21 protein-coding genes are annotated in these 23,379 nt (G+C 42.4%); 7 read left to right on the top strand and 14 right to left on the bottom strand.

Annotation, left to right across the window (positions count from 1 at the left end; translation table 11 throughout):
* The 11 genes from VK664_RS11995 to VK664_RS11945 form a co-directional block, all read right to left on the bottom strand.
* Window positions 1–614: DinB family protein (locus tag VK664_RS11995; protein WP_461398900.1), on the bottom strand; the 614-nt coding region annotated here is incomplete at its 3' end.
* Window positions 615–630: 16 nt separating this feature from the next.
* Window positions 631–1,620, bottom strand: a complete 990-nt coding sequence (locus VK664_RS11990) for an aldo/keto reductase (protein ID WP_461398899.1) — start codon at window positions 1,618–1,620, stop codon at window positions 631–633.
* Window positions 1,621–2,016: 396 nt separating this feature from the next.
* A complete protein-coding gene (locus VK664_RS11985; RefSeq protein WP_461398898.1) occupies window positions 2,017–2,331 on the bottom strand; it encodes a hypothetical protein in 315 nt (104 codons plus the stop codon).
* A 71-nt stretch (window positions 2,332–2,402) separates the two neighbouring features.
* Complete coding sequence (locus VK664_RS11980) at window positions 2,403–2,648, bottom strand: hypothetical protein (protein WP_461398897.1); 246 nt, start codon at window positions 2,646–2,648, stop codon at window positions 2,403–2,405.
* Between the two features lie 155 nt (window positions 2,649–2,803).
* Window positions 2,804–7,303 (bottom strand): DUF2272 domain-containing protein, encoded by a 4,500-nt coding sequence (locus tag VK664_RS11975; RefSeq protein ID WP_461398896.1) that lies wholly within the window; start codon window positions 7,301–7,303, stop codon window positions 2,804–2,806.
* A 25-nt stretch (window positions 7,304–7,328) separates the two neighbouring features.
* Window positions 7,329–8,606, bottom strand: a complete 1,278-nt coding sequence (locus VK664_RS11970; RefSeq protein ID WP_461398895.1) for a hypothetical protein — start codon at window positions 8,604–8,606, stop codon at window positions 7,329–7,331.
* 2 nt (window positions 8,607–8,608) lie between these two features.
* Window positions 8,609–8,962 (bottom strand): hypothetical protein, encoded by a 354-nt coding sequence (locus VK664_RS11965; protein ID WP_461398894.1) that lies wholly within the window; start codon window positions 8,960–8,962, stop codon window positions 8,609–8,611.
* 16 nt (window positions 8,963–8,978) lie between these two features.
* The gene (locus VK664_RS11960) at window positions 8,979–10,235 is read right to left on the bottom strand and encodes a hypothetical protein (RefSeq protein WP_461398893.1); all 1,257 of its coding nucleotides are present in this window, start codon (window positions 10,233–10,235) and stop codon (window positions 8,979–8,981) included.
* A 6-nt stretch (window positions 10,236–10,241) separates the two neighbouring features.
* On the bottom strand, window positions 10,242–12,776 hold the full coding sequence (locus VK664_RS11955) for a hypothetical protein (protein ID WP_461398892.1): 2,535 nt from the start codon (window positions 12,774–12,776) through the stop codon (window positions 10,242–10,244).
* 87 nt (window positions 12,777–12,863) lie between these two features.
* Window positions 12,864–13,310 carry a response regulator transcription factor gene (locus tag VK664_RS11950; protein WP_461398891.1) on the bottom strand — a complete coding sequence of 149 codons (447 nt, stop codon included), beginning with the start codon at window positions 13,308–13,310 and terminating at the stop codon, window positions 12,864–12,866.
* 213 nt (window positions 13,311–13,523) lie between these two features.
* The gene (locus VK664_RS11945; RefSeq protein ID WP_461398890.1) at window positions 13,524–16,463 is read right to left on the bottom strand and encodes an FAD-binding and (Fe-S)-binding domain-containing protein; all 2,940 of its coding nucleotides are present in this window, start codon (window positions 16,461–16,463) and stop codon (window positions 13,524–13,526) included.
* A 22-nt stretch (window positions 16,464–16,485) separates the two neighbouring features.
* On the opposite strand from VK664_RS11945, the gene VK664_RS11940 reads away from it, so the two are divergent.
* Window positions 16,486–16,968: a hypothetical protein gene (locus VK664_RS11940; RefSeq protein ID WP_461398889.1), complete on the top strand. Its 483-nt coding sequence runs from the start codon at window positions 16,486–16,488 to the stop codon at window positions 16,966–16,968.
* Between the two features lie 57 nt (window positions 16,969–17,025).
* Here VK664_RS11940 and VK664_RS11935 read toward each other — a convergent pair whose 3' ends face one another.
* A complete protein-coding gene (locus VK664_RS11935; RefSeq protein WP_461398888.1) occupies window positions 17,026–17,625 on the bottom strand; it encodes an ABC transporter permease in 600 nt (199 codons plus the stop codon).
* Here VK664_RS11935 and VK664_RS11930 point away from each other — a divergent pair.
* A complete protein-coding gene (locus VK664_RS11930; RefSeq protein ID WP_461398887.1) occupies window positions 17,624–18,262 on the top strand; it encodes an FISUMP domain-containing protein in 639 nt (212 codons plus the stop codon). The genes VK664_RS11935 and VK664_RS11930 overlap by 2 nt on opposite strands.
* 81 nt (window positions 18,263–18,343) lie before the next feature.
* Here VK664_RS11930 and VK664_RS11925 read toward each other — a convergent pair whose 3' ends face one another.
* Entirely contained in the window at window positions 18,344–18,685 is a 342-nt protein-coding gene (locus VK664_RS11925; RefSeq protein WP_461398886.1) for a gamma-glutamylcyclotransferase family protein, read from the bottom strand.
* Between the two features lie 303 nt (window positions 18,686–18,988).
* Between VK664_RS11925 and VK664_RS11920 the strand changes: the two genes are divergently transcribed.
* On the top strand, window positions 18,989–19,186 hold the full coding sequence (locus tag VK664_RS11920) for a DUF1214 domain-containing protein (RefSeq protein WP_461398885.1): 198 nt from the start codon (window positions 18,989–18,991) through the stop codon (window positions 19,184–19,186).
* Window positions 19,187–19,219: 33 nt separating this feature from the next.
* Here VK664_RS11920 and VK664_RS11915 read toward each other — a convergent pair whose 3' ends face one another.
* Window positions 19,220–19,510 carry a DUF6958 family protein gene (locus VK664_RS11915; RefSeq protein WP_461398884.1) on the bottom strand — a complete coding sequence of 97 codons (291 nt, stop codon included), beginning with the start codon at window positions 19,508–19,510 and terminating at the stop codon, window positions 19,220–19,222.
* A 278-nt stretch (window positions 19,511–19,788) separates the two neighbouring features.
* Here VK664_RS11915 and VK664_RS11910 point away from each other — a divergent pair, with 278 nt between their 5' ends.
* The 4 genes from VK664_RS11910 (at window position 19,789) to VK664_RS11895 (ending at window position 23,027) form a co-directional block, all read left to right on the top strand.
* On the top strand, window positions 19,789–19,968 hold the full coding sequence (locus VK664_RS11910; RefSeq protein WP_461398883.1) for a hypothetical protein: 180 nt from the start codon (window positions 19,789–19,791) through the stop codon (window positions 19,966–19,968).
* Window positions 19,969–20,171: 203 nt separating this feature from the next.
* A complete protein-coding gene (locus VK664_RS11905; protein WP_461398882.1) occupies window positions 20,172–20,747 on the top strand; it encodes a DJ-1/PfpI family protein in 576 nt (191 codons plus the stop codon).
* 30 nt (window positions 20,748–20,777) lie between these two features.
* Entirely contained in the window at window positions 20,778–22,403 is a 1,626-nt protein-coding gene (locus tag VK664_RS11900) for a Na+/H+ antiporter (protein ID WP_461398881.1), read from the top strand.
* Between the two features lie 93 nt (window positions 22,404–22,496).
* Window positions 22,497–23,027: a DsbA family protein gene (locus VK664_RS11895; RefSeq protein ID WP_461398880.1), complete on the top strand. Its 531-nt coding sequence runs from the start codon at window positions 22,497–22,499 to the stop codon at window positions 23,025–23,027.
* Window positions 23,028–23,379 lie beyond the last annotated feature (352 nt).

Genomic DNA, 23,379 nt, shown 5'->3' with positions numbered 1-23,379 from the left:
AAACGACCGAAAAGTTTGACCGTTTCGTTTAATTGTGCCGGAGTCATTTTTTTGATACCGATGATAACAAAATCATATCCTGCGAGTACCAATTTGGTGACATTCGCCTTGGATTTATCCGTCGCTTTTTCAGATTCTCCCATCCCCACGGGACTTTTTTCGCCGGTAGCGGCCGCACCAAAACCGTAATTCCCGTCGGTAAGATGCAGCATCTGTTCTGCAAATGACCTCATTTCGGGTTTAGGTTTGTATGAATACCCGCTTTCCGGCATGGAATCCAGGTATTGTTTGGTGAAGGTTTTAGCTCTCTCCCATTCTTTCACGATATCCTCCGTGGAAGGCTGGGCAAAGGCCGGTTGAAAAGTCAGCATCGCAAATAACATGGTTACCAAACCGATCATCTTTTTCATATGCATTAATGTTTCTATTAATATAGGTATTTTAAACCGATCTGAAATGCCTATGACAAAATACCTGCTTTCATAACATTGCATAGACAATGGCCCTGTACAAACTTCCCCCAAGCGTGTTGTTACAAATTGCGGGTAACCGGACTGTCTGAAGCTGATATCCCGCAAAAAATAATAGGCGCGGGATGCGCCTATCCGTTTCATAATATGTTTTAGTTTATTACCTGTTTGTCATCTGTTCATTGTCTTCGGAATAACGGGCGCCCTGAACATTGATTTTTGAAGCTGCTTCTTCTATCAGGCCAAGATCTTCCGGATTAAGTCTGATTACAGCTGCTCCTAAATTTTCTTCGAGGCGATGAAGCTTGGTTGTGCCTGGGATCGGCACGATCCAGGGCTTTTGTGCCAGCAACCATGCAAGCGCTACCTGGGCGGGAGTAGCATTCTTATGCACCGCTATGCTGTTCAGAAGATCCACCATCGCCAGGTTAGCCTTCCTGTTTTCAGCCTTGAAGCGGGGAACAGTATTCCGAAAGTCAGCCTTGTCGAATTCGGTGTTTTCATCGATCTTACCTGTAAGAAATCCCCTACCGAGAGGACTGAATGGAACAAACCCAATACCCAGTTCTTCCAGTACAGGGATAATTTCTTTTTCAGGTACCCTGTGCCATAATGAATACTCACTTTGGAGGGCAGCCACGGGCTGAATAGCATGGGCCCGTCGGATTGTTTCCGCGCCGGCTTCAGACAGACCAAAATGTTTCACTTTTCCTTCCTGTATCAACTCCTTCACCGCACCAGCTACTTCTTCTATTGGCACATTGAGATCAACACGGTGTTGGTAGAACAGATCTATTCTATCGGTTTTTAATCTTTTCAATGAAGCTTCTGCAACCCGCCTGATATTTTCCGGCCGGCTATCCAATGCTGACCACTTACCATCTGCAGCAGGTTTCCATCCAAACTTCGTGGCAATAATAACTTCGTCGCGGAAAGGAGCAAGTGCCTCTCCTACCAGTTCTTCATTTGTAAATGGTCCATATACTTCTGCCGTATCGAAAAATGTCACCCCTTTTTTCACTGCCGCGCGGATCAGCGCAATCATTTCTTTTTTATCATGAGCGGGACCATAACCAAAACTCATACCCATGCAACCCAGTCCAATCGCCGAGACTTCCAGGTTACCCAAACCAAGTTTTCTTTTTTCCATTTGATGAATATTTTAAGATTAATTCATTGAGGACAACACATTGGAGCCACAAAACACAAAGTTACACGATAGATAAGTCAACCTTCTAAATAGAATCAAACCATTTATTACGAAATTCAAACATTCGGTCAATATCACGCGTTGGTTATTCATCGGTACGAAACGGGGAGGCTGGTAAGCCTTCTACATTGCAGAGATTTGCTCCATCAGGATTGTCGGCCCATGCATAACGCACATATAAAGGATCCACAATATTCTCACTCCATACAATCACTTTGTCACCTTCTATTTTTGCTTTAGCTCAAACAAATATCTTATCCTTGATAAGTAGTATTCCCAACAAGTTTTCCATTTACATAAAAGAAGTCAGCATCAACAATTCTACCTAAATAGACTTTAGCGAATTTCACCAAGGGTAATATGATTGCTTGCATCAATCTGCATAGTAAAAGGTCCTCCGGGTTTCATTGCCGGTATTACCACCAGCCATTTTCCTGAATTGTCTGCTTTTGTTGAAGCCACTTTGTTGTTGAATTTAACAGAGACTTTTTCGCGAGGCGAAGCCCAGCCCCAGATATTTATCCTTGCTTCTCTTTGCAGGACCATGCTATCCCGGATCAGCTGAGGTAGTTTGACCTGGCTATGGAGGGTTTTGAAAAATATTAGAGTGAGCAGAAAAAGCAGGATGCACGCAGTTCTTATATAATTCATAATCCGGGTATATTGTAAGGATCGGAATTTTCAATAAATTGGGATAAAGCCGATGAGAAGGATTCGGACTATCAAATAGATTCAAATGAATTTATCAAGGCATCTCTTTTAGCCCGCTCAAGTTTTTTCTTAATCTTGCCTGCAATAAAAAACAGAATAAAGGAAGGAATCAGGAAAAGAGCAGATCCAATGAAAATTCCGATTGAATAAGCGATGTCCTCATCAGGCAAGTCACTAAAGTTTCCGATAGATACCAAACTTATCACAGCTATCCATAGCCATGCAAAAACAAGACAAATGATTCTGGTCGCTTTCATTTGGAGAGAAAAAGTAAAAATAATACCTGGAATAGATATGTCAAAGTAATATTTGAAAACAATACAGTAACCCTGGTTGCAACAGCAGCGGGGCATTGTCAAAAACAAAAACCTGCAGAAATTTGCAGGTTTTGCAGGATAAAATAAATCTGATTTTACATCCACTTCAATTGAATATGAAGATGATTGGGATTATCGGGAAATACAATTCCAAGGGAAGAAATCAATGGTGCCAGACGCGGATCGATCAGGTTGGTAGGTGGTACACTGCTAAACAGTGGAAGTTTTTTGCTACCAAAGAAAGCTCCCTGTAATGGCAGACCAAAGCCCAGGCCTTTCTTATAAGTAGCAGGCAGCACTTTAAGATAAGCCAGGATATTCACGACCATCTGTATAGCTCCACTGTTTGAGAAGCTGCCACCCTTGTAATTGATATCAATACACCGTCCTGCACAATGCCCGGTACAACTGCCATCCTTGGGAGGCCGGATAAAACTTCCAATCATAATATCACGGTACTGTTGCTGCCTGGCCTGTTCACAAATATGATAGATGACGGGCAGGCTTTGTACTATTTGAGTGGAGGGATTTACATTAAGCACCTGTTTACCCTGGGCCAGGCTTTGCAGTTGTGCTTTGGTGTCAGTAGTTAAACCTGTGGTCACTCCAACAACACCTGCACTAACGGAGTCGAGTATCCGCTGTGCATGCCATTGATTAAAAGCAAGTACCTGTTGCACCGGCGGAGCAGCTGATCCGGATGGTATTACATGAACAGGAACATACGATCCGGCTGCGTTTAGCATAGGTTTCATTACAGCCCAGGTGTTCGGCCCAATCACACCATCGGCTGTTAGCCCATTTTGTTGCTGCCATACAGCTGCTGCCTGTGCAAATGCCTCTTCGCTGAGTGTAATGTTTTGCTGACCTGATAGCGGCAATAAAAGTTTATTGATTTGTACAGCCTGCGCCGACCATCCAAGTGTATTCGAATAATAACGATTTTGTTCTATTGCCTTTGACCATGTACTGGTTAGTTGATCAGGCTGAATAGCCATTTCATCTTCAGCAGCAATAATTTCTGAAATTACCTCATCGCTCCAGGCCATATTATCAAACGCTGATACTGATCCGGCGCTTGCAAAAGCCGATCCTCTGGTTTCAAAATCTGATCCTCTTGCTTCAAACCCATATTTCGTTTCGGAATCCTGGTCTTTGGCTTCAAACCCATATTTCGTTTCGGAATCCTGATCTTTAGCTTCAAACCCATATTTCGTTTCGAAATTTGAATCATGAGCCTCATAACCGTATGCGGTTTCGCCAACATTAGTAAATGACTCAGCCTCATTTTGAACCGGATTACAAACCCCTAGTTTGATAATACCAAAAAGACTACCCGGATTACGAACACCAGCAGGATTCACTACAACATTCTGACGGTTTACTTCTATTCTTCTTTCATCTACGGTTACACCATCGGGCCCTTCCCCGGGTATACCTTTATTGCCACCAACGACGATTGCAAATCTCCTGGCACCATCCGTAATGATTTCTTTCACGATATCACAATGTGAAGCGCCAGACACATTGGCCAGGTTGATCACATTATTCTGTCCATCCAGGTGCTGTGCTGCCAGGTCAGCGAGCGAATAATTTGTTGAGCTGTTGCCAGCAGGAACATTAAAACACATAATGTCCCCAGCTTCTACTGGTGTTGATGCTGCTCTTAAATGCACAGGTCTTTGCTGATCATTTTTCCGGGCATTGCTCAATGCCTGCACGATATAAACAATATGCCTCCTGCTGAAAATAAATCCATCGGCTTCTAAAACACCAGCCAGTTGCATGGCCCAGGAAACAAAGGCGGCACTCCAGGCTTCATTGTTCATCGCCGAGTTTCTTGCATTGACAGCCGGATTTGCAACTTTATAATTAGGTATAGCTGCACCAGCTCCACGAACAGCTTTCCAGTATTCTTCGAGATGTGAAATCATGCGGAAGGAGCCGTCCGGCATACGTTCACCTTCCGGAATTTGATGACCGTTGGGTACCGGATTCCATGGATCGAACCAATCCAGCTGTGCCTGGCCGAGTATATAAGTTACCTGCGCTCTTATCCCACACCAGTCACGCCGTGGAACAGGTGGAACCGGGAAAAAAGGAATTGAAACAAAATCATTGAAACGCAACTCGCCATAAACTGCCGGTTCCTCAGCCACCGTAAATTCAGTGTCTCCGGTTGGATAAACCTCGTTTTGCCCGGCCACAAAATCAGCGTAATGCGGAAATGCAGATTCCATACTATGACCGCTTTCACCGTTTGTTTCAAAAGCCTGCAGGCTTTCACCAACCAGATAATGTATTTCATAAAAATCTTCAGTTTCAGGCTGCACAACCGGAGAACTTAATGAAAGCGTAGTGCCCCTGGCAGTGTTATTTACAATCCTGTCCTTGCCCTCAGCAATCAATACCGCTGAATATTTTTTTACAAAATCTGCTGTAGCCGCAGGAGATGAAAATGCCTTCACGGCAGTCTGTACTGCACGGGTTGATATACTTGGATTATTATTATGACATTCCTGGAACAGCGCTTTTACATACACACTTCTGTTGTAATAATTATTGATGAATGTGTTATAAATATTATCATCTTTCAACCTTGCGCGAAGACTGGTAAGATGTTTTGTCAGGTAGGACTTTGAAAGATTAACTCCTGCTACAATTACTTCTTCATCGAGACCTGCGTAAAAAAATCTTTCAGCCCAGCCATTCCATCTCAGGTCGTTTATATTTGACTGCGGAACTCCTTTAATGGCCGGAACTTCGCCATTCGCGATTTTGTATTTGTTTACAGGATCCAGTTCAATGCCGAATCTTTTGAAAGCGGGTTCATTCAGCTTGATCCATTCCTGGATTTTACCAACATGTAAGGTAAACTGCATAAAGCCTATACTTACAATACCCGCATCATAGCTATTCAAAACCTGTATGCGGCCATCAGTTTCAACATTGGCAATACGTTGAAACAAATCAAGTTCTTCCTGGGAGATGGACAGCTTACTGCTTTTGTGTAATGAAACCAGTACCTTATCAACGTTATCTGTGACCAGGTAAGATCCGGTCCTTAATCCTTTGATATTATTATATGTAGTTGCTTCAAATCCGAATGGAACTTTTGCACCACCTAACACAGGCTGAAACCCCGATGATATCAATACTTTGCGGCCCTTCAGGAGATCGGACCTTATTTTCGCCCACTCGGCCTTGAACGCAGTTTGTTGCGAATTATTCATGCTGGCAAAAGACAGTGATAAAGAAATAGATAAGTTTGCCCTTACAATTTTTTCAAGTTGTGCCGAAATATAGGTAGCATCACCCCAGTTGCGAATGGTATCTGTGATAAGTGTGGCTGTTGATGTAGTTGAAGTTGGTGGTGAAGGTGGTGAGCCAGGTGCCTCGGATGACTGGGTAGGTGCAACCGGGGCTACAGTAACTCCTTCAAATAAGGACGAATGATTGGAATATGCACCATCTAATTCTTTTGCAATACGTATCGGCGAAGACAGAACACTTTTATACCCGTTTTTATGAATTTCCTGGATACGGGCATACACATAATCCCAATCAAAAAAAGGCGCTTCCCGCAGACCGCCCGGATCCCATCCACCATTTTTGTCATAACGGTTAATTGGCGCAAGGTCCTCATGTCCCAAAAGCCGCGGAGTTTTCCACCAGGGCTGATCCATTGGCCATCCGTTCCTGATTGCTATATCATATGCCAGTACAGCAACAGTGTTATGTTGTTCCTTTGTGAACCGCAACCCGGGTCGCATTGGGGGATGATTTTTGTCAGTTACATATTTGCCATCGACAATATAAACTACAGGCAAACATTCAACATGGATATAACAGGAATTTGCAGTTTGTGTACCTGGCAATAATTTCATGGGGTTTTGAAAAGAAGGCCATCTCTTTTTCCATAGTGTGCTTACAATCGCGGGGAGATCTTTTTCAAACCGATTATTATCAACTGATTTTTTTTGATCTCCCATGCCTACTCCCCATGCTTCCTTGCGTTCATTCGCAACCTGCGCCAGGTCGCCTCCTTCTATCCCCTTCCATCCATTTATATAGTGACAGCCAGAAGATTGCGAATAAAAATTGATAGCATAAATAGTTGGATAAATTCCTCCTTTTACAGCTTTTCCAGGTAATGATCCGCCACTGGTATGCACTACCAGGCCATATACTTTTCCCTGCCAACCTGCAGGCCGATATTCATTGCCCGCTCTCTTCCATTGTTTTTTTGCCTGGATGGAAAATGGTGATAAACCAGGCGCAGCAGGATAGATAGCGGGAAATTCCTGGTCGGTTAATACATACTCATCTGTTTCATTGCTATACATATTATTTTCATGTGCAGGTTCATGTTCATAAGAATGTGTTCCGTTCAAACCTTTGGAATGCTCTTGCTCATATTCATGTTCATATTCCTTCGCATACTCCTGTGCATATCCATGTGCATGCTCCTGTGTATATCCTGTTTCACCGGTATTAGATGGGGAGTCCAGGAAGGGACTTTTGACATCCAACTGATCTGTTGTCTCTGTGCTTTCAGCAGTATCTTCCGCGAAAGATTGAAATGGAGAGTTCATAAAAAAATGTTGGTATTTGATAACATTAATTTAAAACCGACTGTGCCGGAACACCGTTGGTAGAAATTTTTGTGGGTGGAGGCGAGGCAATAACAGCCGGGTTCTTAATCCTGTGGCCTGTTGCTTTTTCCCAGTTGTTGATGATGGAGAGCAGATCTGTTAAAGCCTGCTGTTCTGCCGGAGTAGCCGGTGGATTCAGCGTTGGCGACTGGCTTTCGATTATTCGCCTGACATTTACTTCGTTTGGCAAATTGTAATCACCTAATTCAATCCTTCTCAACAATGTATTCATTACCGGGGCGATATCGAGCAGTCCTTCTGATTTACTATGTGCCTGCACCCCTACTTTGTTACCAATGTTTATGAGTCGTTCACCCGGTGTGTTGCCGTTGCAACGCAGGAATTCAATAAGCGGTGAATCATAAGAGATTACTTCGTAGAACCAGGACATCATCACAACTGAAGCATATTCTTCTTTGGAAAGGTTGAAATACCGGTAGTTGGTGAAACTGGTATCAGTTGTTCTGCGCGACATCAGCATCTCCTGTATTTTTTGCGCTGTGTCTACTATACTAAACATGTCGGTACTGTTTGCTCCTACCTGGTTACGCGCATTTGTATATGCCTGCCATATTTCTGCCAGGAACTTTTCGAACATGATGATGAAAGGCTGATTGTTAAACTCGGCCTTATAAAAGTTGACCGGAACATTGGAGCCACTATCGCCGAAGGCAAGGTCCATACCAAACATCCTGTAATAAGCATTTCTCCTGGTTGCATCTGCTGAAGTCCTTAACTGACCTGAAATGTTTCTTGAAGCAGTATTGGATAAATGTTTAAAGAAAAGATTTTCTGTATTCAAAATCCACTGAAATGCAAGGCGGTTTTGAGTAGTTGCTTTTTTTAGCTTTTCATCATGCAGATACAGGTATACCATCTTTTCAAATATCTGGCTGGCCCTTGTATTTTCAACTAGATAGGCATAGATCAGGTGATAAGGCGGAACACGCTCACCGGCCAGGTCAACAAAGGTGGAGAAGATGTCGCCGGCAGCATTCCGGTAATCAGTTCTCACAACGAAATCGGCCCAGTGCTTTTGAATGGCATCTTCAATGAATTCCGGGTCGTCAAGCGCAGAAAATTCCTGCACCACGGTAATATCATATGAAAAGAATGTGCCCCTGTTCTGAGGTTGTGGAGGACCAACGAGTATGGGAGGCAAATCAAAGAATTTTAGTGCGAGGGGATTGAAACCACCAACGTTATTGAGCGCCGTAAAAATGACGTTATTTATTAAGTCCATGATTAACGATTTACTTTGTTATTGCAATTGGGATCTATAATAACAAGTGCAGCGTCACTTTTCCGACGTACACTGCTGGTGCTGATAATAAACTGTCTTTCCTTCAAATCCGGGACCTGCGGGGTATTCGGCGTCGGATGGCAGTATATTCTCTGATCATATTCCAGTTTTTTTATTCTATTTTCCACATCTTGTTTTTCGGAATATATGGGGCCTGTTTCATGTCCGGCCGAACGTGCGGAAGCAAGATCTTTTTTAATACTATTCAGCTCCGTCTGCAACTCGGTCAGTTGTTTTCTGATCTCGGCACATCTTTTGGTCTTTTCGGATTCCTGTGTAATCTGTTGCTGTGTCATGTTAATTGTTTTGTATTTAATTCAATTCGATAGAGAAACCGAGTTTGGTCATCCATTCTTCCTGTTGACGATAAAGAGCGGGCAGATCCCCTTCTCCAACACCTATCTTATACCCATTAAGAGCAAGCAGGCGAATACATTCTTTCCAGATCCAGGCATGGGAGGTGAACAATGCAGGCCCGGCCATATACTCAAGCTTTACCAGCTCACGGGGACTCACTCTTTCTGGTGGAATCACCTGCGACAATGACCGGTTGCCAAAGGCCCGGTAAGGATGTTTAAGTACCAAACGAACCAAATCCGGTATTGCACCGATACATATTCTAATGAGCCCAACGGAAGGAAAGCTCACAAGATTGATATCATAATCACTCTTGAAAGATTCTTCAAGATTATCCCAGGGGCCGGCTCCGTAAAACTGGCGGCACATTTCAATATTCATCAGCACGCGGATATAAGAGATAGGATGCGGATCTCGCAGATGATAGGCGAACACTGCCTGCGGAATTCCGCTCACAACATCATGCAAAGCAGAAACCGCAGCATAACCAGTATGCACAAACGCAAATGCATCAGCAGCGATTTCGCCAGACCATCCCGAATAAGCTTCACCCGCTATTTTTGGATGTGCTGATAACCTGGTCTGCAGTATTACAGAAAGTTCCTCATTCCATTTCAGGATGTGTGCAACCTGGTGGCCTGTTTCGTGAATTATAGCGGTAGGACGATACAAATTATGCTGGGTTACCTTGATGGCCGCCACCGGGCTGATCCGGCCATCCCAAAGACGTAAACCTGCTTTTAAAATAGAAGCTCCTACTCCCTTATCAACATAAGTCAATACCTGGGGTGTTAGTTTACCAATAGGACTTAGGAGTTCCTGCATACTTCTTACACAAAGGATATCACATGCGCGCAATAAAGCTGCAAGGCCGGAAGTAGTTCTCGAATTGATCGCTACGGTATAAAAATGAATAGTTTCCTCGGCTTTCAGATACTTATCCCTTAATAAAAGCAATGCCCGTTTCATGGATCGCAAATCTTGCTGTCCGGCTGAGTTATCAAGCTGTTTTTTTAGCGACTCTGCCAGTAATATTATTTCAGTAACACTGTTCTTAAGGGATTCTTTGAGTGTAAGACCCATGTTATGATCAATCCCATGCCAGGCATTCCCGGAGGCGAGATTGTCAAGCACGGAAAGGCGAGTGGCTGCCTGAAGCCAGTGATTCGCCTGGCGCTTTAGTGAATAATATGTTGAAGTAGATGATTGCATAGATGGTCAATCAAAGCGTTTATCAGCCACGACCTTTATTTCGGGTGCCTGCAGAGAAGGCATCGTGATATTTCCCAGGTTACCGATTGAAAGATTTCCCCTGATCGCACCAATCACTGTCCTGATGGTTGACATACCCGTAACATTTTTCCAGCCGAGCTTAATAGTAACTCCATCCTGCGGTTGCGCCTGCGCTTCTTTGAATTCGGTAGCTCTTGCTTTGAAAAAAGCCGCGACTGAATCATATGCCGAGCCAGCTATCTTTTCGATGATTTTTTCTACCAGTTTTGAAATAACCTGCTTACCTGCGATCTTGCCGATCAGCGCAGCCGGACTAAAATGTTCGGTTGCATCTGAATAGTTTTCCAGGTATAGCTCGGGGATTGATTCATGTACCAGTTTAACCTTAGTTGAAATATTTTTTATGAGAATGCCATTCAGCACATGTTTAATAGATTGTCTTATAGCAATTGCTCCCCCCAGGAAATCATTCTTATTCAGTTTTTCTACCAGTGCTTTTGCATCTTCCTCGCTGAAATAATAATTTAACCTGATCTCTGATTTCACAAAATTGATTACGCCCTGGATATCGGCCGATCTGCTTTCGATTTTTGTATTGGGATGCTCATTGTCTTTATGTTTATGCTTTGCCCGGTTTACCGGGGGAATACGCAGCCTTGCTCCTTCAATTTCGAGATAATAAAACCGTTGACCGGGGCTGGTTTTGAGACGGGTAGATACTGTTTTCGCTTCAACATCTTTACCAAGGGCTGGCTCCTTCAGCAACAGCGAGGCGGCCTGGGTAGTGAGCGGAAGAAGTTGGATCCAGGCTTTGGGTTGTTTCGCATTAAGGCCGGGAAGCTTCTCAAACCTAGCTATCATACTTAAACGGCCGCGGGTGATTTCGTATAAGTGAACCTTTGCTTTGATTGGTTTCGAAGTGTCAAGGCCATATTTGTCCCGGAGAAAATTAGCAAGCGGCAGGCTCCGGAAAGTCGTAACGGTGTTCGCTGTCTGGGCATCAATGTTAATGTCATATATATGCGTGAACTTCTTATAAAATTTTGCAGGAGTATCTCTTGGCATTGCGACCCATACGGCTTTTTCTTTTGAAGGCCGAAGTTCCTCACGTATATATTGTGAAGGGAAATTATTTGCAGCAGCTTCCTCGAAGGCTTCAAGTGTTTGCATAGTCAGGTTTTCTGAATCTGCAAAAGCTGCCTCATCGAGGCTGGTCATTTTTTGTACGGTTTGTTCAATAGTATTCGCAATTGCCTCATAGGCAAGATCTGTATTGCCATGTTCGTAGGTTTCGAAACCAATGGCACTCATACCTACATCGATAATGCTGGCCGCCAGAGGTTTCGCAACATTGGCAGGAACATATTTACCTACCAGTTTCGCCAATAAGCCTGCAAGAAAATTGATCACCCTTTGCCTTCCTATCAGCTTTAATGCAATTTTGATAACAGGCTGCAATGCCATGATAGCTACCGGCAAAAATTTTTCTATTGCGGGAGCCGGACTTTCACCTGGGGGCAGGCTTTTTAATTCGTGAATGAATTGCTGCCTTGCTGCATCGAGGGACGGGGTGTTAACATAACCTGTCTCATAGCCACTTGTTCGCTCAGCTGTTTCATCAGAATATTCATAATTCATGACCATGGCATTTGCCTCTGATTCTTCAGGTGCAAATAACAGTTGTGCAATATGATTATCAAATTCACTTTGTACATCTTCCAATTCACTCTGAGCCGGCAAATCTGCTGAGGTAGTTTCATCGGTTTCAAGGTTTAGAAACTTTTTGGCAAGTGTTTGTGCATGCGGCTGCAATGCTTTGGGAAGCTTGCCAATGGCAAACTTCAGCACTTTATCAAGTAAGGGCTTTATTAATCCTTTTATCTTATTGAGAACAATATTGAGGGGCATTAGTTTGCCCACAGCAGCCACTCCTTTTTTAGCCAGGTCGACCCCTTTTTTAACAACGGACTTAACTTTGTCAAATATTTTTCCGAATAACTGCTCCTGTGCAGGTGTATAACCGGTGTGGGTAAACTCGAGTGTTTCAAAAAATGATTCAACCGAAGCTTCGGACTGGTCTCCAAGATTATTGCCGGAAAAATGATTGGAAACACTGTCAATCATATTTTCTGTTTCCCGGATAACCGGGATAAAATATTCACGTGCCTGCTGATAAGCAAATGGTATAAAGTTGTCACCCATCGCTGTTTCATTGGATACTTTGGATCTCCAGGTATCTTCTACTTCGTTAGCAATCTCATACAAGGCTTCGTTGAATTCGGCATCTTCAAGTTCAGCCAGCAGATCAACATAGTCTTCACCTGCTGGGTTTATCAATGTTGAAGAGGCTGCTTCATAAGTTTTAGAAAATGGGCTTTCACTTTCTTTGAAGTAGTTGGAGAAAAAACTGTCAACAGTTTCACCCATAACCGGCTCTTCTTTTGTTACCTGGACATCGGCAAAAGGTGTTTCGAATTGAGCCAGGATAGCGGATGATCCGTTCGTATTTACTTTATCCATAAAAGAATTTTGACGTGAGATGATATGGTAAATGTAGTATTGCGGGAAAGGGTTATTCTATCCCCCTTAATAGTGATTTTTTAAAAATCATTTTTCAAAGAAAGTCTCGTGGTAGTAATTGATCAGGGCAGCGGTGTTTTTTGCCCCGGTTTTGTCCAGGATGTTTTTGCGGTGCGATTTAACTGTCTCGTAAGAGATAAAAAGTTTATCGGCAATTTCATTATTTGTAAAACCCTGCATCACGAGGCCAAGTATTTCAATTTCGCGGATACTGAGTTTAGGATCATTTATGACTGATCTTGCAGTCATCTTTTTTTTGATAAGGAAAATACTTTCATTAATGTCGGCAACCTCCACATTTACAATAACTTGAAATTTTTTGCCCGGGGTTTTCACCAATGACATGAGCTCGCGCATCTTTAATAGCAATTGCTTTTCTGCATCAGCATTCCATTCTTCTGCTTCGAAGAAATTCAATACTTCGTTTTGGGGATGAGCGCTGGAAAAAACCTGTATGCATAAACTAGCTGCCATCAGCGTCAGGTGTTGAAATTCTCCCGGAGCGGGAGAATGGTAAGCAAAAGGGTTAAAGCAATGGGCGGTAAAAATAAATTTTATGAATGATCCGCCAATACCCCTTTTGTGTGATTTTAATCACCGGAATCAGGGATTTGAAATGTTTGAACTTTAATATCAGCCTTCGATTTCAATTTTTAAGCTTTGATAAAAGTGACAACATCTAAAATCTTATCTCGCCGGACTCATCGCTTCATCTACCAGGTACAAAATGGATAGATAGTCTTCTCCTACAGCATCCGACAAGGCAATCTCGCAAGTCTTCGTGGATGAATAATAGCCATCATATTTTGTTTGCTTTACTTCCGCAGCTTCAGCATTTGTAGCAGAAGCGGTAAGTTCCGGGAACAAAAAACCACGATCTCCTGCCATCCCACAACAACCTGCATGGTTCGGCACTGTGACTTCATTCGCAAAATGTTTTGCAACCCTTAAAAATTTATTTTCAGTTTTCATTTTCTTTAAGGAGCAAACCGGGTGCAACACAATGTTTTTATCTTTTTGTTTTACATCAACAAAAGGCATAACCATATCATGCAGGAAGTCGACACTGTCCATGATGGTCATGGCATCAAATCTGCTTTTAGCCAGCTCATTTAATACAGGTCGCATTTGATGCAGCGTGTAGGCGCAGGAACTAACGTCAATGACTATGGGCAGCCGACCCTCCCTGCTTGATTGCCATAATTGGTCTACTATCTTATTTGCAGTGTAACGGTATGCATCACTGAAGCCCTTTGATCCAAAGATCTGGCTGCAGCAACTGCCTTTTACATTGTTTAATATATTGACATCGATCCCCGCCTTAATACAAATGCTCATAAAAGTTTCCATGAGATTTTTGTCATGTCCCTTATAGTTTCCCATGGCCCGGGAAATACAAGCCGGGAAATAAACGATAGCGCTATCTGCCCGAAGGCCTGATTTTATATCATTTGATTTGAGTACGGAAAGGCTGGGTGGGGATTGCAGGTGATCAGACCAGAGCGGCATTGAAGGAACCATTCTTTTAATTGCCCGGGTTAACTTAACCATCGTGTGTTTTCCTAATACGTTATTGACACCAGCACCTGTTCTTAATCCTGCTCTTGTAAGCCATTCAACCATTCTGAAATTTTTTGCAACCCACAATGCAGTGCTGTTTGCGGCCTTAGAATGATTTTCTCTCCGAAGGCGCTTTATTAAATCACCTGTGTTGATGTCAACAGGGCAGGCTGTGGCACAAAGACCATCCACGGCACAGGTATCTTTTCCATCATATTGATATTGATCGAGGAGCAATTTATGATTGGCATGATCACCAGCTGTTTCCAGGTTTTTCAATACACGGCGAATAACAATTCTTCGTCTGGGCGTGGTAGTGATATCCCGGCTTGGACAAACATGTTCGCAAAAACCGCATTCAATACAGCGATCAACTTCCTCTTCTACAGATGGTAACTGCTTAAGATTCCTGATATGAGCATGGCTGTCCTGGTTTATTATCACGCCCGGATTCAGCAGGTTTTGAGGATCAATGATATTCTTGAGCCTGTTCATGATTTTATATGCTTCACCACCCCATTCGGTCTCGACAAATGGCGCCATGTTTCGACCGGTGCCATGTTCTGCTTTTAAAGTGCCTCTATATTTTTCTACCACAAGGTTAACGACCTGCTTCATAAAACGATCATAGCGGCTGACCTCGTCTGTTGTATTGAATGATTGAGTAACTACAAAATGAATATTACCATCTTTTGCATGACCAAATATGATGGCATTCAGATATCCATATACCCGAAAAATTTCCTGCAGATCCAGGATTGCGTCGCCGAGTTTTTCAACAGGGAAAGCGATATCTTCCAAAACAACTGTCGTGCCGCTGGCCCTTACAGCCCCTACTGCCGGGAATAAGCCCTTTCTTACTTTCCAAAGAAATGCCTGCTCTTCAGGATCATTGGTGAAAACAGGTTGATTAATCAGCGAAAAATCCATTGAAGAGAGCAGGAACTGTTTTACTCTTTCCTCCAGCTCCCCTGTTGAATTTTCCTGGAATTCTATGAGTAATGCAGCGGCCGTTTCGGGCAGCGTCTTTATCACTGCCGGCATACCTTCCATATTCTCAATGGCATGTAATGAAGCCCGGTCCATCAGTTCTACCATCATGGCCCCCGCATTTGTTAAAGGCACAATTGCCTGGCAAGCTGCATAGATGTTTGGAAAGTAAAGCAGGGCGGTTGATTTATAAGGATAATCCGGAACGGTTTCCAATACAGCCTCCGCTATAAAGGCCAGCGTACCTTCTGCCCCAATCAAAAGGTGAGCTAAAATGTCCAGGGGATGCTCAAAATCTATAAATGCATTGAGTGAATATCCAACGGTAGTTTTGGTGCGGTACTTGCTCCTGATTTTTTGGTAAAGGGCATGGTCTGACCTGATCTGAAGTCTGATGTCTTCGAGTGTATCATAGATTTCTTTACACTCCTGTTCGAATCGCGAATAGTCATTTTTTTCTTCAGTCGAAAAAATGCTGCCATCCGGCAATACAAACCGGATATATTTTGTTGTATGATATGAATTCAGCTTTACACCACAGCACATGCCACTTGCATTGTTCGACAGTATGCCTCCCATCATGGCTGAATTAATACTTGCCGGATCCGGTCCGATTTTTCGTTGGTGCTTTTTCAGGTAAGCATTTACCATTGCACCGGTGACGCCGGGTTGTACCCTTACCAGGTTCCCCTCTTCTTCTATTTTCAGCTTGTTCCAGAACTGACTTAAATCCACCAGGATTCCATCAGTAATAGCCTGGCCTGAGAGGCTTGTGCCCCCTGTGCGAAATACCAATGGAATTTTATGTTGATGGGAAAATTGAAATAATGAAATCACTTCGGCTTCGCTCACCGGTTGAACCACTGCTTTTGGCAACAAATAGTAGAATCCTGCATCTGCTGCAAATGACACTAAATCTATGTAACGGTCTCTTATGCGGTTTGCGGGTATTAACTTTCGTAATTCGTCATTCATAACAATCTCGCTTATTCTTCGGATTTTTATCTTATTCGCATCCGAAGAATTAGCCAAAGTAAAGAAAGATTGTGAGGATAACAGCGCTAAATTTGTAATCATTTTTCATCTAAACGCGCAACTTATGATTCGGGTATTTGCTTTAAGCGCTTTGATAATTACTTCCTGTGGTGAGTCATCAATTATACTTACTGAAGACGAAAAAAAGATAATCACCCGCGATGTTAAACAAACGCTTCAAAATTACAGTGATGATATCAGGAAGACAGGCCTCAAAGCTGAATTTAAATACCTTGATAGTTCTTCCGATTTCTTCTGGGTGCCACCGGGATATAACTCGGCTATTTCGTACGATTCGGTTGCGTTTATTTTAAAGCAAAATGCCCCATTATTAACATCGATAAATAATGTTTATGAGATATTAAAAATAGTGCCCATTGGTAAATACCAGGCTTGTTATACAGCGAGGGTGATTTCCAATGTTACAGATACAAAGGGTAACTCATCCACGACGTCCCTGATTGAAACCGGGGTTTTGATCAAAAGGCCTACCGGCTGGAAATTATTGAGTGGTCAAACCTCGATGATTAATTCAACACAAAACTGAAATGTGAATAAAAAACTATAATGTGTTGATCGTAGCCACTAACGGGTGCGAATTTTTCTATTGGGTCCTCAGCGCCTTTATCGGGTTTGCAATTGCAGCCTTTATCGCCTGGAAACTTACCGTAACCAGGGCAATGCATACCGCGATTAATCCCGCCAAACCGAATACCCACCATTTAACATCTATATGGTAAGCATATTCCTGCAGCCATTTGTTTGTTGCCCACCAGGCAACGGGAAAGGCAATTATATTTGAGATGATAACCAGTTTCAAAAAATCTTTTGACAAAAGGGAAGTTAAATTGAACACGGTTGCCCCCAATACTTTTCGTAACCCTATTTCTTTTACTCTTTGTTCGGCAGAATAGGTTGCCAGGCCAAATAGTCCCAGGCAAGCTATAAAAATAGTAGAGAATGCAACCCAGATAAGGATAGTTTGCCGCCGTTGATCTTCCACATAGAAAAGAGCCAGCTGTTCGTCCAGGAAATGATATTCAAAAGGATCATTTTTATCATTGGCAACCATAATTCCTTTCAGTTTACTTAAGGTTTCTTCGATATGATCTGCTGTAATTTTCACAGTATAATAATCGATCCGATGTATGGGATTCTGAATGTATGCTATCACCAGGGGTTGGATTCTTAAAACAACAGCCATGAAAAATTATTTTCTTTTCCTGCTTTTCACATCAATAATGAATAGCATTGTTGTTGGACAGGTCGATAAGAATGCAAATTTAAAAAGCCCGGCAGACAGCATTATAAAGGCAGATAGTATCATAAAAGACCGGGATGATAATCGTTATACTATCCGGATTATGCCCGATAACAAGCTGTGGATGACAAATAATCTCAACATAAAAATACCCGACACTTATTGCTATGAAAACATTCAACAGAATTGCGATAAATATGGTAAACTATATACCTGGAAATCGGCCGGGGAGGGATGTAATTTACTTGGAGGAGGATGGAGACTTCCAACAAACGCAGACTGGGAAAACCTGGTGAAACAATTTGGCGGCATACGTGAGAATTCCGGTGATAGCGGTAAGACGGCTTATAAGGCAATGATCCCGGGAGGATCGTCTCAATTTAAGTTGTTGTTTGGTGGTGGACGTGATCTTTCCGGTACTTACGCGCGGGTTGAAGCTCATGGATTTTACTGGACCGCGACAGAGACGACTGATAGTACTGCCTGGTTTTACAATTTTGGCAGGAATGGTGCAATGGCCAATCGTCATAGCGATGGTGAAAAGGTCAGTGCGTTTACTGTACGATGCGTAAAAGACTGATACAGCATTGTCTTTGCTTTTCCCCCTGCCCTATCCATATAGCTTTCAAATTATTTTAATCAGGAATTAAATAGTCATTTTTCAATCCGCATTAGCCTCTACATAAACCCAGACATTACCACCTGAAATTGTGGGGACCAATACCCGCTTATAGTCCTCCGCTTCGTATTCGTCGGCCCGCATTAGCTCTTCATCCGTAATTTCAAATACTATTCCGTCTATTGAATCCGAAGAATCACCAGGTATTAGAATCAGGTGATGGGTAAGGCCACTGATAGCGACAACTTCATCGTCTTTAATTTCAACCCGGGATAGTTTATAGCCCTTTATCGCATCTTTTCGCCCTGGGAGTTCCCGGTTAAAAACGCTTAATTGTACGGCCTCATCCTGCAATGTGCCATAAGAAAAGAGGTAGTGTGACATCGAATTGTATTGTTTTAACGAAAATATGGAATCAAGGGGGGTTAAAAGACTCCATGATTTCCCAGATAAAAAATTTAATCAAGCCAGAAATACTTCCAGTGAACTTCAGGGAGATTGTGGACCTCAAAATGTCCCCTTTGCTGCCTGAGTTCATTTTCGGTAAGCAATAATAAATCCTGGTCGTGACTGGTCATTTCCTGCTCATTCAATTTATTATACATCACTATTTCCCTGACGCCAAATTTGTTTGAATTTTGCTCGAAATAAAAATGGTTTTACCAGGCGCAGATAGAATCGCCATCCGTGTTCAATCGTGCTCCAGGTGCAGGATCTCTCTATTGGTCAGGTACTAAGGATAATGAAGACAACTATTTTGACGGAGCCAGAACCTATAAAATAACGGTCCCGTTACCTGTGCATGTCAAATTATTCTGGTCCATCACTATCCAGGTTGTCTTTTCCCGAAGTGAAATTGCAACCGGTCAAACATGGCAGCGCTGAGATCTATGTATGAACTGGACTGAATATCAACAACTATCCCTTCAACGAATACCTGGGTGGTTCAACAGTTTCATCTTTGACCAGTTCGTGTTTTGCCTCCATATCCATACTTACCCAGCCCAGATTCCATTGGATTGATCCCTTGATAGCTGTGTCTGTATCTGATAATTCCTGGTTTACTTCAGCAAGTAACTGCTCAAAATTTATTTCCTGCTTTTTTACCAGGATCTTTATTAATAACTTTTTAAGAAGATCATATTTACTCTTGTCCATTTCAATGGTACTCTTGGTCGGATCTGTATGTTGCAATTTGATCAGTTGCATGTTGGGTTCGTAAAGGGAAGCGGTGTTAAATCCGGATGTAATTTACAACTATTGTAATGGATTGCAACGCATTATCCTCAATAGTTGCTAAGAGTTCTCTCTACAAATACATAAAAAGTACTCCCTGGAATCCGTTTTCATATATTTTAGTATTTCAGTTGAAGCATCAATAAGTCTGCAAGATTTTCAATACCGGAACTTCTCAACCCCCCTTAAAGAGGAATGAAAAGGTTGATTATAAAATCGTTTGCCGGTTGCAGGTTGTTTTAACTTTATACATGACTGACGATATTGAGAGAGAAGAAGAGTATGCCCGGCATTCCCTTGCTGATCGGTTCGAATCCGCTCGAGACCGCCGGAAGGAAGAACAGCCCCAGGCAAGAGATGACTTTGCTAAATTACAGATTCCCCGGCAGCGACATATGGAATCTATGAGTAATTATTATGGCAAAAATTAAGCTAAATTTAAACTACAAGAAAGATACTTTCAATGCCGATCGGGATTTGCCATTCTTGTGAGCGCTCCGCGATCTGGCCGGACCTGGGGCCAGGAAAAACATACAGCTTAGACCAGTCAGGTTAGGGAATGTCTGATTTTCGTAGACTATTGTGTTGCTTTCGTTACTGGAAAAAAGCATTTAGTTAACTTAAAATTATTGAAATGAAAAAAGTTCTATTCTTAACGGGCGATTTTACTGAGGACTACGAAACAATGGTGCCGTTTCAAATGCTTGAAATGGTAGGATATACAGTTCACACTGTTTGTCCCGATAAGAAAAAAGGCGACACAATCAAAACAGCTATTCATGATTTCGAGGGTGATCAGACCTATTCTGAAAAGCCGGGACATCTCTTCAAACTCAATTATAACTTCGATGATGTAAAAGTTGAAGATTACGATGGACTGGTCGTTGCAGGAGGAAGAGCACCGGAATATCTACGATTAAACAATCGCATTATAGAAATTGTAAAACATTTTTTCAAGGTTAATAAACCTGTTGCTGCAATCTGCCATGGTATCCAGATTCTAACTACAGCTGGTGTTGTCAAAGGAAGAAAATTAACCGCTTATCCTGCTGTAGGCCCCGAGGTAATATTGGCGGGCGGCGAGTACCAGGCAATTCCGATAGATGGAGCCTTTGTTGATGGCAATCTTGTCACTTCACCTGCATGGCCTGCTCACCCGGCATTTATCAGGGAGTTTTTGAAGGTAATGGGTGCCAGCATTAAGTTATAGCTTTCATTATTTTTACCTAAATATCACTGAATGCCGGAACAGTTTATCGAATACCTATACCTGATTTTGATTATACTGTTACTTGTCACCATCGCAAATAAACTTCGAATCGCTTATCCTATAATTCTTGTCCTGGGTGGTTTGATACTTAGTTTTACCGGTCTTTTCGCAAGGATAAGTATTGTTCCGGACCTGATATTCTTTATTTTTCTACCTCCCCTCCTCTATGAAGCTGCCTGGCAAACTTCATGGAAAGAATTCTGGAAATGGAGAAGAGTTATCATGAGTTTTGCATTTCCAATTGTGATAATTACTGCATGCGTTATGGCTTTTGTGTCCAGGTCTATTATCCCAGGATTCACACTTGCATTGGGTTTTCTTTTAGGCGGCATCATATCCCCACCCGATGCAATATCTGCGACAACCATCATGCGCAACTTGAAGGTGCCTAAATCACTGGTAAGTATCATCGAAGGAGAAAGCCTGTTGAATGATGCGTCGTCGCTTATCGTATTCCGTTTTGCGGTGATAGCGGTGATGACAGGGCAATTTGATTTTCAGAATGCTACAACTAACTTTTTCATGGTAGTTATCATGGGAATACTAATTGGGGTTTGTATCGGCTTAATTTTTTATGTTATTCATCGCAACTTACCAACTACTTCCGGAGTTGAGATTATTTTAACTTTGGTTACCCCGTATTGCATGTACTATGCTGCTGAACACTTTCACTTTTCGGGAGTGCTTGCGGTAGTAAGCGGGGGTCTTTTATTATCTTCTAAAAGACATAGCATGCTGAGCTATCGAAGCAGGATTGAAGGGATAAATGTCTGGACGAATTTTGTTTTTTTACTAAATGGGTTGATCTTTTTACTGATCGGATTTCAATTGCCCTTGATTACAGGCGGGCTTGGTAATATAAGGATATCAACAGCAATATGGTACGGACTGGGTATCTCAGTCATTCTGATTATTACCCGTTTGGCCTGTACACTTGGTGCCTCAATCTTTACCAGGTTTATCAGCCATTTCATTACGGTTGCAGATTCCAATCCAGGTTGGAAATTACCTTTGATTTCCGGTTGGGCGGGGATGCGGGGTGTGGTCTCTCTCGCTGCTGCATTGTCAATACCCTTAGTGACATCTGATGGTACGCCTTTCCCTTTCCGTAACCTTATTCTTTTTGTGACTTTTATCGTGATTCTGATGACATTGGTTCTTCAGGGATTAACGCTACCGTGGTTAATCAGGAGATTAAAGCTTGAAGATAAATACGCAACAAGAACTAAACAGGAGCAGGAACTATTTATCCAACAAAAAATAACAAATGTTTCCACTCAATTTTTACAGGACAATTATAGTCAGCAGCTGGAGGGGGACGACCAACTAAATAATTTGTATGAAAAGTTTCAGATAGAGATGCAATCGCTGAAGCAAAATAGCAATACCAGATTTGAACCAACCCTTAACACTTTTGATTCTATCTGTTTAGCATTGTTGGAGCAACAAAGAGATGTGCTCAGGGATATTAACCGGCTTCCCGATTTTGATGAGGACCTGATAAGAACACATCTTGCAATCATTGACCTTGAAGAATTTAAAATCCGGGAGAAAATGGGACTAAAGGAAAAACCTACTTTGACAAACACAGGATGATCCGTCAGCAAGAAGCCCCCAAATCGATTGAATTGCATTTCGTAAAAAACGGGATTGAATGCCGCTTTATTTACATTTGTGTAAAAATCGTATATGCCATTAACACCACCTGTAACAGGAACTGATCATATTACCGGTAACCCTCAATCGCCTATTGAACTTGTGGAGTATGGTGATTTTGAATGTCCTCATTGCGGACGTGCATATCCGTTAGTTAAACGTATACAGGAAGAACTTCGTGAACAGGTTAAAGTAATATTCAGAAATTTTCCATTGACAAAAGTTCATCCCCATGCAAAACTTGCAGCCGTAGCGGCGGAAGCTGCAGCTCAACAGGGAAAATTTTGGGAGATGCATGCAATGTTGTTTGAACACCAGCGCAATCTCACGCGTCGTGCAATTACTGATTATGCGGCAACAATTGGCCTCGATGCTGAATTATTTGCTGCTGCCCTGGAGAATGAGGAACTTTCTAAAAAAGTAGACAAACAATTTATGAGTGGCTTGAGAAGCGGAGTAAATCAAACACCCAGCTTTTTTATCAATGGTGAGAGATATCTTGAAAGCTGGGAAGGTGATAATCTTTACAGATTCCTGGTGAACCTTTTCAATAAAGATGTGTAAGAATTATTTTTGTGTTTGAGAATGCTTTCTTTGTTTACCAGCATTATTATGCGACAGTTTTTGGTCGCTTCTTCGCACCGTTGGGAGCAGGATTGTGCCTTTTTGCGGCTGTGTCCTGTGGTTAATACCTTTGCTCATGCCATGAGTGGTTCTTGTCTCCGATCGGCTTTTTTGCCCTGATCAGCTTTGTTAGGGTTTTTTCAAGTGCTGGTTGCAGTATCGCCCTGATCGGCTTCAGTAACTCCGACCACGGTACGAAGGCCGCGCAAAGGCACAATCCCGCTCCCAACTAGCTCATCCACTTGGGGGAATATCATACCAGTCATAACAATTCTTACGAGTCCTATATAGC

The organism is Flavitalea sp., from assembly GCF_035489435.1.
Classification (GTDB): domain Bacteria; phylum Bacteroidota; class Bacteroidia; order Chitinophagales; family Chitinophagaceae; genus DATHKG01.
This window is presented reverse-complemented; position numbering and strand designations above follow the sequence as displayed.

What these genes read in the sequence shown, in the direction of transcription:
- VK664_RS11985 (WP_461398898.1), bottom strand. Translation starts at nt 2,331, where the DNA reads ATGAATTATATAAGAACTGCGTGCATCCTGCTTTTTCTGCTCACTCTA.
- VK664_RS11955 (WP_461398892.1), bottom strand. Translation starts at nt 12,776, where the DNA reads ATGGATAAAGTAAATACGAACGGATCATCCGCTATCCTGGCTCAATTC.
- VK664_RS11925 (WP_461398886.1), bottom strand. Translation starts at nt 18,685, where the DNA reads ATGTCACACTACCTCTTTTCTTATGGCACATTGCAGGATGAGGCCGTA.
- VK664_RS11965 (WP_461398894.1), bottom strand. Translation starts at nt 8,962, where the DNA reads ATGACACAGCAACAGATTACACAGGAATCCGAAAAGACCAAAAGATGT.
- VK664_RS11990 (WP_461398899.1), bottom strand. Translation starts at nt 1,620, where the DNA reads ATGGAAAAAAGAAAACTTGGTTTGGGTAACCTGGAAGTCTCGGCGATT.
- VK664_RS11975 (WP_461398896.1), bottom strand. Translation starts at nt 7,303, where the DNA reads ATGAACTCTCCATTTCAATCTTTCGCGGAAGATACTGCTGAAAGCACA.
- VK664_RS11895 (WP_461398880.1), top strand. Translation starts at nt 22,497, where the DNA reads ATGCCATTAACACCACCTGTAACAGGAACTGATCATATTACCGGTAAC.
- VK664_RS11935 (WP_461398888.1), bottom strand. Translation starts at nt 17,625, where the DNA reads ATGGCTGTTGTTTTAAGAATCCAACCCCTGGTGATAGCATACATTCAG.
- VK664_RS11970 (WP_461398895.1), bottom strand. Translation starts at nt 8,606, where the DNA reads ATGGACTTAATAAATAACGTCATTTTTACGGCGCTCAATAACGTTGGT.
- VK664_RS11945 (WP_461398890.1), bottom strand. Translation starts at nt 16,463, where the DNA reads ATGATTACAAATTTAGCGCTGTTATCCTCACAATCTTTCTTTACTTTG.
- VK664_RS11950 (WP_461398891.1), bottom strand. Translation starts at nt 13,310, where the DNA reads ATGGCAGCTAGTTTATGCATACAGGTTTTTTCCAGCGCTCATCCCCAA.
- VK664_RS11910 (WP_461398883.1), top strand. Translation starts at nt 19,789, where the DNA reads ATGACTGACGATATTGAGAGAGAAGAAGAGTATGCCCGGCATTCCCTT.
- VK664_RS11960 (WP_461398893.1), bottom strand. Translation starts at nt 10,235, where the DNA reads ATGCAATCATCTACTTCAACATATTATTCACTAAAGCGCCAGGCGAAT.
- VK664_RS11900 (WP_461398881.1), top strand. Translation starts at nt 20,778, where the DNA reads ATGCCGGAACAGTTTATCGAATACCTATACCTGATTTTGATTATACTG.
- VK664_RS11905 (WP_461398882.1), top strand. Translation starts at nt 20,172, where the DNA reads ATGAAAAAAGTTCTATTCTTAACGGGCGATTTTACTGAGGACTACGAA.
- VK664_RS11915 (WP_461398884.1), bottom strand. Translation starts at nt 19,510, where the DNA reads ATGCAACTGATCAAATTGCAACATACAGATCCGACCAAGAGTACCATT.
- VK664_RS11930 (WP_461398887.1), top strand. Translation starts at nt 17,624, where the DNA reads ATGAAAAATTATTTTCTTTTCCTGCTTTTCACATCAATAATGAATAGC.
- VK664_RS11980 (WP_461398897.1), bottom strand. Translation starts at nt 2,648, where the DNA reads ATGAAAGCGACCAGAATCATTTGTCTTGTTTTTGCATGGCTATGGATA.
- VK664_RS11940 (WP_461398889.1), top strand. Translation starts at nt 16,486, where the DNA reads ATGATTCGGGTATTTGCTTTAAGCGCTTTGATAATTACTTCCTGTGGT.